Consider the following 13,380-nt stretch of genomic DNA (forward strand, 5'->3'; position numbering starts at 1 on the left):
GCGTCCTGGTACAGCGGCACCGCGATCGCCCCCAGCGACTGCGCCGCCAGCATCGTCGCGTACAGCCTCGGCCGGTTCGCCCCTATCACCACCAGGTGCTCCCCACGCCTCAAGCCCGCCTCGTGCAGACCACACGCCAGACACCTCACCAGCCGCAGCATCTCGCCCCAGCTCGTCGTCTGCCAGATCCCGTACGCCTTCTCTCGCATCGCGGGCGCGTCGGGCCGCTGCGTCGCGTGGTCCCGCAGCATCCGCGGAAAAGTCGTCTGCATGCCTCGTCTCCTGTGGTCCCGACGCGGGCGCTCGCTGGCGGCACCGGGCGGGGGTATGGAACGCATGGTAGGCCCGGGTTTGACGTTATGTTGTCTGTGTGACGACAATTGAGGGTCTACCCTGCTAGGACTTTCCCCATGTACCTTGCCGCCCGCCGCAGCGCCATCCGCGAGCGCGCACGCCGCCCCACCGAGGCCGAGCTCGCCGGCATTCCCTGGTTGCCGCCCTTGCAGGGCGAGGCGCGCGAGCGCGCGCTGGACGCGCTGCAGGTGGTGGAGGCCGAGGCCGGCGACTACGTCTGCCGCATCGGGCGGCCAGTGACCTACTGGTTCGGCCTCGTCGATGGTCTGCTCAAGATGACGAACGACGATTCCAGCGGCCCCGCGATCACCTTCACGGGGGTGGCGCCCGGCGGCTGGTTTGGCGAGGGCACGGTGCTCAAGCACGAGCAGTACCGCTACAACATCCAGGCCTTGCGCAAGAGCCTGATCGCGGGCCTGCCGGTGGAGACCTTTGACTGGTTGCTGGACCATTCCATCGGTTTCAACCGCTTCGTGATGCACCAGCTCAACGAGCGCCTGGGCCAGTTCATCGCCGCGCGCGAGGTGGACCGCCTGGGCAGTCCCGACTTGCGCGTGGCGCGCAACCTGGCGGCCCTGTTCCACCCGCTGCTGTCGCCCAACGTGGGTGGCATCCTGCGCATCACGCAGCAGGAACTGGCCTACCTGGTGGGCCTGTCGCGCCAGCGCGTGAACGAGGCCCTGGGCGCGCTGCAGGCGAAGGGGTGGATCCGCATCGAGTACGGGGGGCTGCGCGTGCTGGACCTCCAGGCATTGCGCTCGGGCGATCTGGGCTGAGCGCTTTCCGGCCGCCGGCCGGCGTGGCCGGGGCCGTCCTTCTCCTACACGCCGCGGCGCACCTTTCCTACGCCGCGCGCCCGCGCCCCGGCGGAACATGGCGCATCCCAACCCCAAGGAGGTCAGCCATGAACGTCAAAATCGCCACCGCCGTCGCCCTGTGCGCCGTTTCCGCCTTTGCCACCGCCCAGACCATGAGCAAGGCGGAGTACGACGCGGCCAAGGAGCGCATCGAGATGAACTACAAGACCGCGAAGAAGGCCTGTGATGCCATGAAGGACAACGCCAAGGACGTGTGCCAGGAAGAAGCCAAGGGCACGGAGCGCGTCGACAAGGCGGCCCTGGAGCAGCAGTACAAGGCTTCGCCGGACAACGCCCGCAAGCTCGAGAAGGCGAAGGCCGACAGCGCCTACGACATCGCCAAGGAGAAGTGCGAAGACCAGACCGGCGACGCCCAGAAGGTGTGCAAGGCCGACGCGAAGGCTGAGCACGAACGGGCCCTGAAGGCCGCCAAGGGCAAGGCCTGACCGCGGCTCGGACGACGGAGATCGCCCTTCGGGGCGATTTCTTTTTTTGTCGGTGGTGGGGTTGGCGACAATCGCTGCCATGGCATCCGATCCCCCCAAGCGAACGCTCAAGCTCAAGCCCGCGGCTCCCAAGCCCCCGGCCGATCCGCGCGCGCCCCGCCGCCCGCCGGTGCGGCCCCCCGGCCCGGCCCGCGCCCGCCCCCTGAGCAGCGCGCAGCGGCCCGAACTGCCCGTGCAGCCCGCGGCCACCGCCACGGCCCCCCGGGCCAGCGAGCCCGGCAAGGCGCCCCGCCGCGACGCCGCCCCACCTCCCGCGCCCGCCACGCCCCGCGACGGCACGCGCCTCAACAAGCGCCTGGCCGAGCTGGGCCTGTGCTCGCGCCGCGAGGCCGACGAGTGGATCGCCAATGGCTGGGTCAGCGTCGACGGCGCCGTGGCCGCCATAGGACAGGCGGTGGGGCCCGGCGCCCGCATCGAGGTGCTGCCCGCCGCGCAAAGGGCCCAGGGCGAGCGCGTCACCATCCTGCTGCACAAGCCCGTGGGCTATGTGAGCGGCCAGCCCGAGGACGGCCACGAGGCCGCCGTCGTGCTGCTGAACGCCAGGACCCACTGGAAGGACGACCGCAGCCCGCGCCGCTTCTCGCCCGCGCAGCTCAAGGGCCTGGCGCCGGCCGGCCGGCTCGACATCGACTCCACCGGCCTGCTCGTGCTCACGCAGGACGGGCGGGTCGCCCGCGCCCTTATCGGCGAGGACAGCGAGGTGGAGAAGGAGTACCTGGTGCGCGTGGTGTGGGCGCCGCACGGGCCGAAAGGGCCGGGCGTGGTCGAGCAGGACGTGCAGGCCGTGTTCCCCGCCGAACGACTGGCGCGGCTGCGCCACGGCCTGTCGCTCGATGGCCAGCCGCTCAGGCCCGCGGGCGTGGACTGGCTCAACCCCGAGCAGCTGCGCTTTGTGCTCACCGAGGGCAAGAAGCGCCAGATCCGCCGCATGTGCGAGGCGGTGGGCCTGCATGTGGTGGGCCTCAAGCGCGTGCGCATCGGCCGCGTGGCCCTGGGCCAGCTGCCCCAGGGGCAGTGGCGCTACCTGCTTCCCGACGAAGTGTTCTGACGCCGCCGGTCCCCCGGCCGATGTGCGCCCCGGGGCCTGTCCACAATGGGGCATGGCCGCCTCCCCACCGCCAACCCCCCGCCAGCGGCACCTGCGTCCCAGCGATCTGCGGGCCGCCGCCCAGCTGGCCACGCAGGCCACGCTCGGCGTGGTCGGCATTGCCGAGGGCGTGCACCAGGCCGTGCGCCAACGCATTGGCCTGCCGGCGGGCGAGGCGCCGGAGCGTGCCGGCGGCCTCACCGGGCGAGTCTATGGGGCCATTCGTGGGGTCGCGCACGGCGTGGGCGCAGGCATCGACGGTGTGTTGCACAGCGTTCTGCCCTTGTTTGACGACCCCACCGAGGCCGGGCAGGACTCGCCCGGTCGTGAGGCCGTGGTGGCGGCGATCAACGGGGTGCTCGGGGACCGCCTCGCGGCCATGGGCAACGCGCTCGCCCAGCCGATGGAGTGGCGCCAGGGCGAGCGGGTGTTGCCCACGCGGCAGGACGAACGGTTCGATCGGGCGCTGCAGGGGGCCAGGCCCCACCTGCTGCTGATGGTGCACGGCCTGTGCATGAACGACACGCAATGGCGGCGCGGCGGACATGACCACACCGAGGTGCTGAGCGAGGCGCTGCGGGCCACCCCTTTGCGCCTGCGCTACAACAGCGGCCTGCGCATCGCGGCCAACGGCCGCGAACTGGCGCACCAGCTGGAACGCGTGCTGACCCTGTGGCCGCTGCCCGTGCAGGGCATCACCATCGTGGGCCACAGCATGGGCGGACTGGTGGCGCGAAGCGCGGTGCACGAGGCACGCCGCGCGGGATACCGCTGGCCCGACCTGCTCAAGCACCTGGTGTTCCTGGGGACGCCGCACCACGGTGCCCCTCTGGAGCGGGCGGGACACGGCGCGGATCTGCTGCTCGGCTCCTCGCCGTTTTCCGCTCCGCTGGCGCGACTGGGTCGTCTGCGCAGCGCGGGCATCGTCGACCTGCGGTATGGCCACCTGCGGCACCCGGACGAGGGGCGCATGGATGAACCGCTGCCTTTGCCCGACGGCGTGGCCTGCTTTGGCGTGGCGGCCTGCCTGGCACCGCGCCGGGGCCTGCTGGCGGAGCGCCTGGTGGGCGACGGCCTGGTTCCCCTGCGCAGCGCCCTGGGTGAACACGACGAGCCCGCGCGCCGCCTGGCCTTCGCGCGCGGCAGTCTGCGCGTGGTGTACCGCACCGGGCACCTCGACCTGTTGTCCAGCCCGCTGGTGGCCGAGCAGCTGCGGCAGTGGCTGAGCGCCGCGCCAGCGTTGTCGGCCGCTTGAGACGGGGGGCTTGAAAAGCCCTTCCACCGCCCCCAGTTGCGCGGCGCTCGGTGCGCGCCGGCGCGCTGCCGGCGAGCGTTTTCCGTTTCCCTCATCATTCCCGCCATGAGCAAACAGACCCATTCCTTCCAGGCCGAGGTGGCCCAGCTGCTGCACCTCGTCACGCACTCGCTGTACTCCAATCCCGACATCTTCCTGCGCGAGCTGGTCTCGAACGCCTCCGATGCCTGCGACAAGCTGCGCTTCGAGGCGCTGAACAACAGCGCCCTGTACGAGGACGCGCCCGAGCTGGAGGTCCGCATCGCCTTCGACAAGGACGCGCGCACCCTCACCATCACCGACAACGGCATCGGCATGAGCGCGCCGGAGGCGATCGACCACCTGGGCACCATCGCCAAGAGCGGCACGCGCGACTTCATGAGTCGGCTCACGGGCGATCAGAAGTCCGACGCCCAACTCATCGGCCAGTTCGGCGTGGGCTTCTATTCGGGCTTCATCGTGGCCGACAAGATCGTCGTGGAGAGCCGGCGAGCGGGCCTGCCGGCCAGCGAGGGCGTTCGCTGGACCAGTGGCGGCAGCGGCGACTTCGAGGTCGAGGCCATCGAGCGCGCCGCGCGCGGCACCAGCGTGATCCTGCACCTGCGCGAGGACAAGACGGAGTACCTCAACCACTGGAAGCTCAAGTCCATCGTCGGCAAGTACAGCGACCACATCAGCTTGCCCATCCGCATGCAGGAAGAGGAGTGGGACGCCGAAAAAGGCGAGTACCGCCTCAAGGACGAATGGACCACGGTGAACTCGGCCAACGCGCTGTGGGCGCGGCCGAAGAAGGACATCACCGATGAGCAGTACGTCGAGTTCTACAAGAACCTGAGCTACGACAGCGAGGCCCCGCTGAGCTGGAGCCACCACCGCGTGGAGGGCAGCACCGAGTACACGCAGCTGCTCTACCTGCCGGCCAAGGCGCCGCAGGACCTGTGGAACCGCGACCGCAAGGCCGGCATCAAGCTTTACGTGCGGCGCGTCTTCATCATGGACGAGGCCGAGGCGCTGATGCCCGCCTACCTGCGCTGGGTCAAGGGCGTGGTCGATTCGAGCGACCTGCCGCTCAACGTGAGCCGCGAGCTGCTGCAGGAAAGCCGCGACGTGAAAGCCATCCGCGAGGGCAATACCCGCCGCGTGCTGGGCATGCTCGACGAGCTGAGCAAGGATGCGGAGAAGTACGCGGCGTTCTACGCCGAGTTCGGCGCCGTGCTCAAGGAGGGCCTGGGCGAGGACTTCACCAACCGCGACAAGCTGGCCAAGCTGCTGCGCTTTGCCAGCAGCACGCAGGCCGAGCCGGGCTCGCTGGCCGACTACAAGTCGCGCATGAAAGAAGGCCAGAAGGCCATCTACTACATCACCGCCGACTCCATCGCCGCCGCGCGCAACAGCCCGCAGCTGGAGGTGTTCCGCCAGAAGGGCATCGAGGTGCTGCTGATGGCCGATCGCGTGGACGAGTGGGCGCTGTCTTTCCTGCCCGAGTTCGACGGCACGCCGCTGCAGAGCGTGGCCAAGGGCGCGGTGGACCTGGGCGACCTGCAGGACGAGGCCGAGAAGCAGGCCGCCGAAGCCGCCGCCGAAGGTTTCAAGCCCGTGCTGGAGAAGCTCAAGGAAGCGCTCAAGGACCGCGTGAAAGACGTGCGCGCGACCTCGCGCCTGGTGGATTCGCCGGCGTGTCTGGTGGTGGAGGACGGTGACTACTCCATGCAGCTCGCGCGCCTGCTCAAGCAGGCGGGCCAGAAGGCGCCCGAGGTCAAGCCCATCCTGGAGGTGAACGCGGGCCACCCGCTGGTGAAGAAGCTGGAGGGCAACGAGCGTTTCGACGACCTCGCGCACGTGCTGTTCGACCAGGCCCTGCTGGCCGAGGGCGGCCTGCCCGAAGACCCGGCGGCCTACGTGCGGCGCGTCAATGCCCTGCTGGTGTGACGAACGGGTGCCGGGGCGGGGCACTTTGCGCCGGCGCCGGGTTCACAATCGCATGTCTCCCGATCGAAAGCCCACCGTGACCGTCCGCCTCTCCCGCACGCTTGCCGCCTTGTCCCTTGCCGCCCTGCTGGGGGGCTGCGCCAGCGTGGGCGTGGGTTTCGGCATCCCCGTGGGGCCGGTGACCATCGGTGTGGGTGCCAGCAACAGCGGCGTGAGCCTGGGCGTGGGCGCGGGCGTGGGGCCGGTGGGTGTGGGTGTCGGCGTGGACCAGGGCGGCCGCGTGAACGCGGGCGTGGGCGTGGGCGCCAGCACCGAGATCGGCAACAGCGGCGTGCGCGCGGGTGTCGGCGTAGGCACGGGCACCACGATCTACGACCCGAACAGGCCCAACCGCTGAGGTTGGCGCGCCCACAAAAAACCCGCCGGGCCCGGCGGGTTTTTTCATGGGTGCGGGGACGGGCTCACGCCACGGTCAGCGTGACCGGGATGTTGCCGCGCGTGGCGTTGGAGTAGGGGCAGACCTGGTGCGCGGTGTTCACCAGGTCCTCGGCCACGGCGCGGTCCATGCCGGGCAGGTGGATGGTCATGCGCACGGCGATGCCGAAGCCCTGCGGAATGGGGCCGATGTCGACCTCGGCGTCGATGGCGGCGTTGGCCGGCACGGCGATCTTCTTCATGCCCGCCACGTGCTTCATGGCGCCCATGAAGCAGGCCGAATAGCCCGCGGCGAACATCTGCTCGGGGTTGGTGCCGTTGCCGGCGCCGCCCATGGCCTTGGGCGGCGCGAGCTTGACCTCGAGCAGGCCATCGTCGGAGCGGGACGTGCCTTCGCGGCCACCGGTGGTGTGGGCGCGCGCGGTGTAGACGACTTTGTCGAGCGTGGTGGGCATGGTGGTTTCTCCTGGGTGGGTGCTGGTGACAGCGGGTGGAACGGATGGGGGTGGGGTCAGGCGCTGAGCCGGTCGCGCAGCTGCCGCACGTCGCGCGTGAGGGCGATGGCTTCCTGCACGGTGCATTGCGCGGCCTGCAGCACGCACGAGGGGATGCGCGCGGCGCGGGCCTTGAGCCGGCGGCCGGCGGTTGTGAGGCGAACCAGCACGCGGCGTTCGTCCTGCGTGTCGCGCAGCCGGGCGACCAGGCCGATGGCTTCCAGGCGTTTGAGCAGGGGGGTGAGCGTGCCGGAATCGAGGGTGAGGCGTTCGCCCAGGGCGGAGACGCTCAGGCCGTCCTCTTCCCACAGCGCCAGCATGGCCAGGTACTGCGGGTAGGTCAGGCCCAGCTCGTCCAGCCAGGGCTTGTACAGCTTGGTCATGGCCAGCGAAGCCGAGTACAGCGCGAAACACAGCTGGTGGTCGAGCTTGAGCAGGTCGCTGGTGGAGGGGGGCGTCGATGCCATGGCGAGAGTGTGGGTTGAAATTAGATTGTGTGCAATTTAATTGAGTAAAAGACAACTGCCAGAGCAGGGCCTTTCGCGCGCGGCGCGGCCGAGCTTATGCGAGTGCTTTGGTGTTAACCCCTGAGGGTGTGCCCCGCCGGGGCCGGCATCAGGCCTGCAGCGGCGCTTGCTGCATGGCCTCGATCTGTTCGCGCAGCAGGTCAACCTGGCCGCGCCAGTGGTCGCGGCCGCCGAACCAGGGGAAGTTGATCGGGAAGGCCGGGTCGTCCCAGCGGCGCGCGATCCAGGCGTTGTAGTGCACCAGCCGCAGGGTGCGCAGGGCCTCGATGAGCGCCAGTTCGCGCCGGTCGAAGGGGCGGAACTGCTCGTAGCCGTCGAGCAGGGCGGACAGCTGCAGGGTCTGCTGGCGCCGGTCGCCGGACAGCAGCATCCACAGGTCCTGCACGGCCGGGCCCAGGCGGGCGTCGTCCAGGTCCACGAAGTGCGGGCCCGCGCCGGGCAGGCCTTCGGGTGTCCAGAGCACGTTGCCCGGGTGGCAGTCGCCGTGCAGGCGCAGGCGTGCGATGCCCTGCGGGTCGCTGTCGCCGCCGGCGCGCAGCACGGGATGGGCCTCGATGAGCGTGAGCGCCTCGTCGAGCGCGGCGCACCATTCGCGCCGCACCTCGGGGGCGATCATTTCGTGCTCCAGCAGCCAGTCGCGTGGCTCGCGCGCAAAGCTGGCGCTGTCGAGCGCGGGTCGGTGCGCGAAAGGGCGCGCGGCGCCCACGGTGTGCAGCCGCGCGAGGAAGCGGCCGATCCACTCCAGCACCTCGAGGTCGTCGAGCTCGGGCCGGCGCCCGCCGCGGCGTGGCCAGGCGCCCCAGGCGAAGCCCGCGTGGTGGTGCAGGGTGGCGCCGTCGACGGCCAGCGGCGCCACGGCCGGTACCTCGGCGGCGGCCAGCTCGGCTGCGAAGGCGTGCTCCTCGGTGATCTGCGCGTCGCTCCAGCGGCCCGGCCGGTAGAACTTGAGCACCACCACCTCGTGGCCGTCCACCGGCCGCTCCAGGTGCGCCTGGTAGACGCGGTTCTCGAAGCTGTTGAGCGTGGTCAGGCGGCCATCGCCGCGCAGGCCGACGGCATCGAGCGCGTCGAGCACGGCGTCGGGGGTGAGGGTGTCGAAGGGGTGCGGGGTCGGCATGGTCATGCGCGATTGTCCAGGGTCGGTTCGCGGCGCTCACCTATCATCGCCGCATGCCTTCCGTTTCCCGTTCCGCCGCGCGACCCAAGCCGGCGCAAGACCTTCACGCGCAACTGCCCGAGCTGCGGCCGGAGCAGTCGATCGAGCTGCTCAAGGAGTTGCACATCCTCACGCGCGAGGGGCGGCTCAACCAGGACACGCGGCGCAAACTCAAGCAGGTCTACCACCTGGTGCAGTTCATTGAGCCCCTGCTGGCGCAGGTGCTGGCCGAGCGCGGCGACGTGGTGCTGGCCGACCATGGCGCGGGCAAGTCCTATCTGGGCTTCATCCTGTACGACCTGGTGCTCAAGCCGCGCGGCCAGGGCTCAGTCATCGGCGTGGAGGCGCGCGCGGAGCTGGTGGAGCGCTCGCAGGTGCTGGCGCAACGCCTGGGCTTCGAGCGCATGCGCTTCCTGGCCGCGACGGTGCAGCAGGCCATGCAACACAGCGAGTTGCCCGCGCGCGTGGACGTGGTGACGGCGCTGCACGCCTGCGACACGGCCACCGACGACGCGATCGATTTCGCATTGGCGCGCGAAGCGCAGCACCTGGTGCTGGTGCCCTGTTGCCAGGCCGAGGTGGCGGGCGTGATGCGCCAGCACAAGGCCTTCGCGCTCAAACAGACGCCGCTGGCGGAGCTGTGGCGCCACCCGTTGCACACGCGCGAGTTCGGCAGCCAGATCACCAACGTGCTGCGTTGCCTGCGCCTGGAAGCGCATGGCTATGACGTGACCGTCACCGAGCTCGTCGGATGGGAGCATTCCATGAAAAACGAACTCATCCTGGCCCGTAGAATGGCCGACGATCGCCACGGCCGCCAGGAGCGCGCGCGCCAGCGATTGCTGCAGGTGCTTGATCAGTTCGGCCTGCAAGCCATGCAGACCCGATTCGCGGTCTGAGCCGCGGCGGCCCCACGGGCCGCCAGTCCATGAACCGATGGCCCCCACTCGGGGTCACGGCGCCCGACGACGACCGGCCCGCGCCGGCGCCGGTCCGACGGCGTCACCGAGGAGAGCCTTTCCGTGATTCCTTCCGACATCGCCTTCCTGCTGCAGGCCATCGCCTGGCCCCTGGTGCTGCTGCTGGCCTGGTTCCTCGCCGAGTGGCTCAATGAGCGCTGGCAACTGCCGCGCGTGACCAGCTATGTGGCCGTGGGCCTGCTGGCCAGCCTGATCAACCTGCCCGGCCTCACGCCCGACATCGCGGGCCTGCCCTTCCTGGCCACGGTGGCGCTGTCGCTGGTGCTGTTCGAGCTCGGTTACCGCATCAACCTGCGCTGGTTCCGCCACAACTTCTGGGTGCTGCTGCTGGGGGTGGTCGAATCGCTGGCCACCTTCGGCGCGGTGTACTGGGCCACCGGCTGGTTCGCGCTGCCCACCGACCACCGCCTCATCATCGCCGCGGTGTCGATGGCGGCCTCGCCCGCGGGCGTGTTGCGCGTGGCGCACGAGCTGCGCAGTTCGGGCCAGGCCACCGAGCGCGTGCTGCACCTGTGCGCCATCAACTGCCTGATGGCGGTGCTGGCGCTCAAGCTCGTGGTGGGCTACTGGACGCTGTCCACCTCGGGCGATTTCGCGCTCGCGGCCTTCGGCAGCATCCACGTGGTGGGCACGTCGATTGCCGTGGGCGCGGTGCTGGGCATGGCCATTCCCTGGCTGCTGCGGCTGCGCAATACGCACGGGCACGGCGTGACCGTGGTGTTTGCACTCGCCGTGCTGCTGCTGACCACCGCGGCCTACGGGCTCAAGCTGTCGCCGCTGCTGGCGGCGCTGACCTTCGGCATCGTGGCGCGCGAGCGTCGCGTTCACCTCACCAGCGCGCAGCGCGACTTCGGCACCGCGGGCGACCTGCTCTCGGTGTTCCTGTTCGTCTACATCGCCTCGCTGCTGACCTGGACCGACGTGCCCACCACCTTGTTCATGGGCCTGGCCCTGATCCTGGTCCGCACCGCCGTCAAGGTGTTCTGCAACGTCTCGGCGGCGCGGCTGTCGGGCATTTCCGAGCGCAAGGGCCTGCTCACGGGCCTGGCGCTCACGCCCATGTCGGCCTTCGCGATCCTGCTCATCGAAGAAACGCGGCTCTATGGCTTCGAGCCCGCGGTGCAGGTGCTCGCGGCCATGGCCGGCATGATGCTGCTGCAGGAATTGCTGGGCCCCATCGTCACGCAGCGCGCCCTGATGGCCGCGCGCGAGACCCACGTCACGAAGGAATAAGCCATGCCATTGGAAACCTTCAAGGCCTCCGACTCGCTGACCATGGGCGTGGAGCTGGAGCTGCAGCTCGTCAACAGCTACGACCACGACCTCTCCAGCAGCGCCAACGACCTGCTGGACCTGCTCGCGCGCAAGCCCTTCCCGGGCGTGGTCACGCCCGAGATGACGCAGAGCATGATCGAGATCGCCACCGGCATCCACACCCAGCACGGGCCCTTGCTGCAGCAGCTGCAGCAGATCCGCGACACGCTGGTGGCCGCGGGCGACCGGCTCAACATCGAGCTGGCGGGCGGCGGCACCCACCCCTTCCAGCGCTGGTTTGAGCAGCGCATCTTCTCCAAACCACGCTTCCACCAGCTCTCGGGCCTGTACGGCTACCTCGCCAAGCAGTTCACCGTGTTCGGTCAGCATGTGCACATCGGCTGCGCCTCGCCCGACGAGGCGCTGTTCCTGCTGCATTCGCTCAACCGCTACGTGCCGCACTTCATCGCGCTGTCGGCGTCCTCGCCGTTCTCCCAGGGCGTGGACACGCTGTTCGATTCGGCGCGCCTGAACTCGGTGTTCGCCTTCCCCCTGAGCGGGCGCGCGCCCTTCGTGCTCAAGTGGGACGAGTTCGCCAACGTCTACTTCACCAAGATGGAGAGCACGGGCGTGGTCAAGTCCATGAAGGACTTTTACTGGGACATCCGGCCCAAGCCCGAGTACGGGACCATCGAACTGCGCGTGTGCGACACGCCCCTGACGGTGGAGCGCGCGGCCGCGCTGGCCTGCTACCTGCAGGCCCTGTGCCGCCACCTGCTGGAGCGCAACGAGCCACCACCCGAGGAAGACGACTACCTCGTCTACACCTACAACCGTTTCCAGGCCTGCCGCTTCGGCCTCGACGGCATGATGGTCAACCCCAAGACACGCGAACAGATCAGCATCCGCGAGGACGTGCTGGCCACGCTGCGCGAGCTCACGCCGCACGCGCTGGCGCTCAACAGCCTGGCCGCGCTCGACGAAATCGAGCGCACGGCCGCCCACGCCGGCAACCACGCGAGCTTCCTGCGCAACCGCTACCGGGACAGCCGCAGTGTGGAGGCGGTGGTGCGCGCCAGTGTGGAGGCGCTGCGCCACGGACCTTGAACAGCGCCCGGCCGACCGCGCCGGGAAACCGTGACGGGTCGCACGGTGGGGCGCCGGGTGGAGCGCCGCTCAGGCGCAAAGGGCGACCGCTCATGGCCCGGTGCGTGATGTGCATCACGAATCGCCTGCGGGGGGATTCCCGACAGCTGTCGGGGAACTTCCTACACGCGGGATGGTGAGGCGCCGACTTAACGCCCCGGGAGGGCATCGATACAGTTTGTTTCCAAGGACACGCCCGCTGTCTCATCTGTATCTCTCAGGAAGCCCGCCATGAACTCGTTCGCCAACCGCACCAACCCCTTCGTCCTGATGCTGGACCCGGAGGCCGTGATCAACGCCATGGAGAGCAGCCAGCCGCTGCGTGGCCTGCGCGGCCGTGTCTGCCGCCCGCTGGACAAGCCGCTGATCCCCAAGCTGTTCGACACCACGACCCGCGAGTTCGACGCCGCGATCGACCAGGAAGCGTTCATGGACAGCGGTTCCGAGGCCTACCTCGAGGCCCAGCCAGGGCTGCACCAGGTCCATTGACCCTAAGGCCCAGGGCGTGCCCCCGCGCTCAGGCCCTGATCCGGTTCGCGTAGAGCACGAGGGCCCCGTCGCCGCTCCCGCTCATGCCGAACAGGACCAGCAGGGCGTGGTCGGCATCGTATTGCGCCAGCCCCTGAATGCCCGTGCCATCGGGGAACTGGCAACCCGCCCCGGAAGCGAGCAGGCGGGCATTCAGAATGTTGACGGCTGGTGAGGCCGCCGTCAGCGCACCACGGAGCCGGCACTGCTCCTGGCCGTCTTGCCAGCCGGCCAGATCGATGCCGCCGCTGTCGCCCAGGGTCGCCAAGTAGGTGATGGTGGGCCGACCATTGCCGTAGAGGGTGACCTCATAGGTGCCCGCGAGCGCCGCCAGGTCGGCGCCATGCGCGGAGCGCGCGTCGTACACGGCGCTCACCACCGGCGCCCCGCTGTCCGATGCCAGCAGCAGCTGCGACTGGGGCTGGTAGCTGCCCGTCAGGGACCAGCGCTGGCGAGAGTCGGGCACCCGCATATCCACCGCGTCGAAGCCACTGGGCGACACCAGGCCGTGCTGGGCCGTGAGCGTGCCGCGCAGGAGGCGGTTCGTGCCGCTGTCGCTCAGCAGACCATAGGCCTGGCCGTCGGCGGCGACGAAGAGCTGGCCGTCGCCGCGGCTGTCCGTCCAGGCGCCAGCCAGTGCATGCACGGACGCCGCGCCGGTGGACGGCGCGGGTGGCGAGTCGGGGGCGGCTGCACCGTCGATGGCGCCGTTGCCCCCGCAGGCGACCAGGCCGATCAAGGCCCAGGCGCCGAGGACTGCACGAAGGTGTCGCATGGGACCTTGCTCAGGCTCGGCTGAGGTGGCCGTTGCCGGCCCATGGCGGGCCCACGGA

General features: G+C 69.8%; 14 protein-coding genes and 1 pseudogene. 10 read left to right on the forward strand and 5 right to left on the reverse strand.

The window, feature by feature from the left end:
- Positions 1–272 (reverse strand): AMP-binding protein (locus tag BHU06_RS00005; RefSeq protein WP_139146896.1); only part of this gene is annotated, 272 nt, incomplete at its 3' end.
- Positions 273–410: 138 nt separating this feature from the next.
- On the opposite strand from BHU06_RS00005, the gene BHU06_RS00010 reads away from it, so the two are divergent.
- The 6 genes and pseudogenes from BHU06_RS00010 to BHU06_RS23090 form a co-directional block, all read left to right on the forward strand.
- Positions 411–1,130 (forward strand): Crp/Fnr family transcriptional regulator, encoded by a 720-nt coding sequence (locus BHU06_RS00010; RefSeq protein WP_070397095.1) that lies wholly within the window; start codon positions 411–413, stop codon positions 1,128–1,130.
- A 128-nt stretch (positions 1,131–1,258) separates the two neighbouring features.
- Positions 1,259–1,657 carry a hypothetical protein gene (locus tag BHU06_RS00015; RefSeq protein ID WP_070397096.1) on the forward strand — a complete coding sequence of 133 codons (399 nt, stop codon included), beginning with the start codon at positions 1,259–1,261 and terminating at the stop codon, positions 1,655–1,657.
- 79 nt (positions 1,658–1,736) lie between these two features.
- Positions 1,737–2,765, forward strand: a complete 1,029-nt coding sequence (locus BHU06_RS00020; RefSeq protein ID WP_239478177.1) for a pseudouridine synthase — start codon at positions 1,737–1,739, stop codon at positions 2,763–2,765.
- A 52-nt stretch (positions 2,766–2,817) separates the two neighbouring features.
- Positions 2,818–4,059: a triacylglycerol lipase gene (locus tag BHU06_RS00025; RefSeq protein ID WP_070397097.1), complete on the forward strand. Its 1,242-nt coding sequence runs from the start codon at positions 2,818–2,820 to the stop codon at positions 4,057–4,059.
- A 105-nt stretch (positions 4,060–4,164) separates the two neighbouring features.
- Complete coding sequence (gene htpG, locus BHU06_RS00030) at positions 4,165–6,027, forward strand: molecular chaperone HtpG (RefSeq protein ID WP_070397098.1); 1,863 nt, start codon at positions 4,165–4,167, stop codon at positions 6,025–6,027.
- A 52-nt stretch (positions 6,028–6,079) separates the two neighbouring features.
- Positions 6,080–6,415: pseudogene (locus BHU06_RS23090) on the forward strand (hypothetical protein); the annotation flags it as partial.
- A gap of 73 nt (positions 6,416–6,488) precedes the next feature.
- Here BHU06_RS23090 and BHU06_RS00040 read toward each other — a convergent pair.
- From BHU06_RS00040 to BHU06_RS00050, 3 genes are all read right to left on the reverse strand, one after another.
- Positions 6,489–6,917: an organic hydroperoxide resistance protein gene (locus BHU06_RS00040; protein ID WP_070397100.1), complete on the reverse strand. Its 429-nt coding sequence runs from the start codon at positions 6,915–6,917 to the stop codon at positions 6,489–6,491.
- Between the two features lie 56 nt (positions 6,918–6,973).
- On the reverse strand, positions 6,974–7,423 hold the full coding sequence (locus BHU06_RS00045) for a MarR family winged helix-turn-helix transcriptional regulator (protein ID WP_070397101.1): 450 nt from the start codon (positions 7,421–7,423) through the stop codon (positions 6,974–6,976).
- A gap of 148 nt (positions 7,424–7,571) precedes the next feature.
- Positions 7,572–8,606, reverse strand: a complete 1,035-nt coding sequence (locus BHU06_RS00050) for a serine/threonine protein kinase (RefSeq protein ID WP_070397102.1) — start codon at positions 8,604–8,606, stop codon at positions 7,572–7,574.
- A gap of 47 nt (positions 8,607–8,653) precedes the next feature.
- On the opposite strand from BHU06_RS00050, the gene BHU06_RS00055 reads away from it, so the two are divergent.
- The 4 genes from BHU06_RS00055 (at position 8,654) to BHU06_RS00070 (ending at position 12,508) form a co-directional block, all read left to right on the forward strand.
- On the forward strand, positions 8,654–9,538 hold the full coding sequence (locus tag BHU06_RS00055; protein ID WP_070397103.1) for an SAM-dependent methyltransferase: 885 nt from the start codon (positions 8,654–8,656) through the stop codon (positions 9,536–9,538).
- Positions 9,539–9,661: 123 nt separating this feature from the next.
- Entirely contained in the window at positions 9,662–10,852 is a 1,191-nt protein-coding gene (locus BHU06_RS00060; RefSeq protein ID WP_083292753.1) for a cation:proton antiporter, read from the forward strand.
- Between the two features lie 3 nt (positions 10,853–10,855).
- Positions 10,856–11,980: a YbdK family carboxylate-amine ligase gene (locus BHU06_RS00065; RefSeq protein ID WP_070397104.1), complete on the forward strand. Its 1,125-nt coding sequence runs from the start codon at positions 10,856–10,858 to the stop codon at positions 11,978–11,980.
- A 270-nt stretch (positions 11,981–12,250) separates the two neighbouring features.
- Complete coding sequence (locus tag BHU06_RS00070) at positions 12,251–12,508, forward strand: hypothetical protein (protein WP_070397105.1); 258 nt, start codon at positions 12,251–12,253, stop codon at positions 12,506–12,508.
- Between the two features lie 28 nt (positions 12,509–12,536).
- Here BHU06_RS00070 and BHU06_RS00075 read toward each other — a convergent pair whose 3' ends face one another.
- Entirely contained in the window at positions 12,537–13,322 is a 786-nt protein-coding gene (locus BHU06_RS00075) for a hypothetical protein (RefSeq protein ID WP_139146897.1), read from the reverse strand.
- Between the last annotated feature and the right edge of the window lie 58 nt (positions 13,323–13,380).

It is taken from the genome of Hydrogenophaga sp. PML113 (assembly GCF_001777155.1).
GTDB classification, from domain to species: domain Bacteria; phylum Pseudomonadota; class Gammaproteobacteria; order Burkholderiales; family Burkholderiaceae_C; genus Hydrogenophaga; species Hydrogenophaga borbori.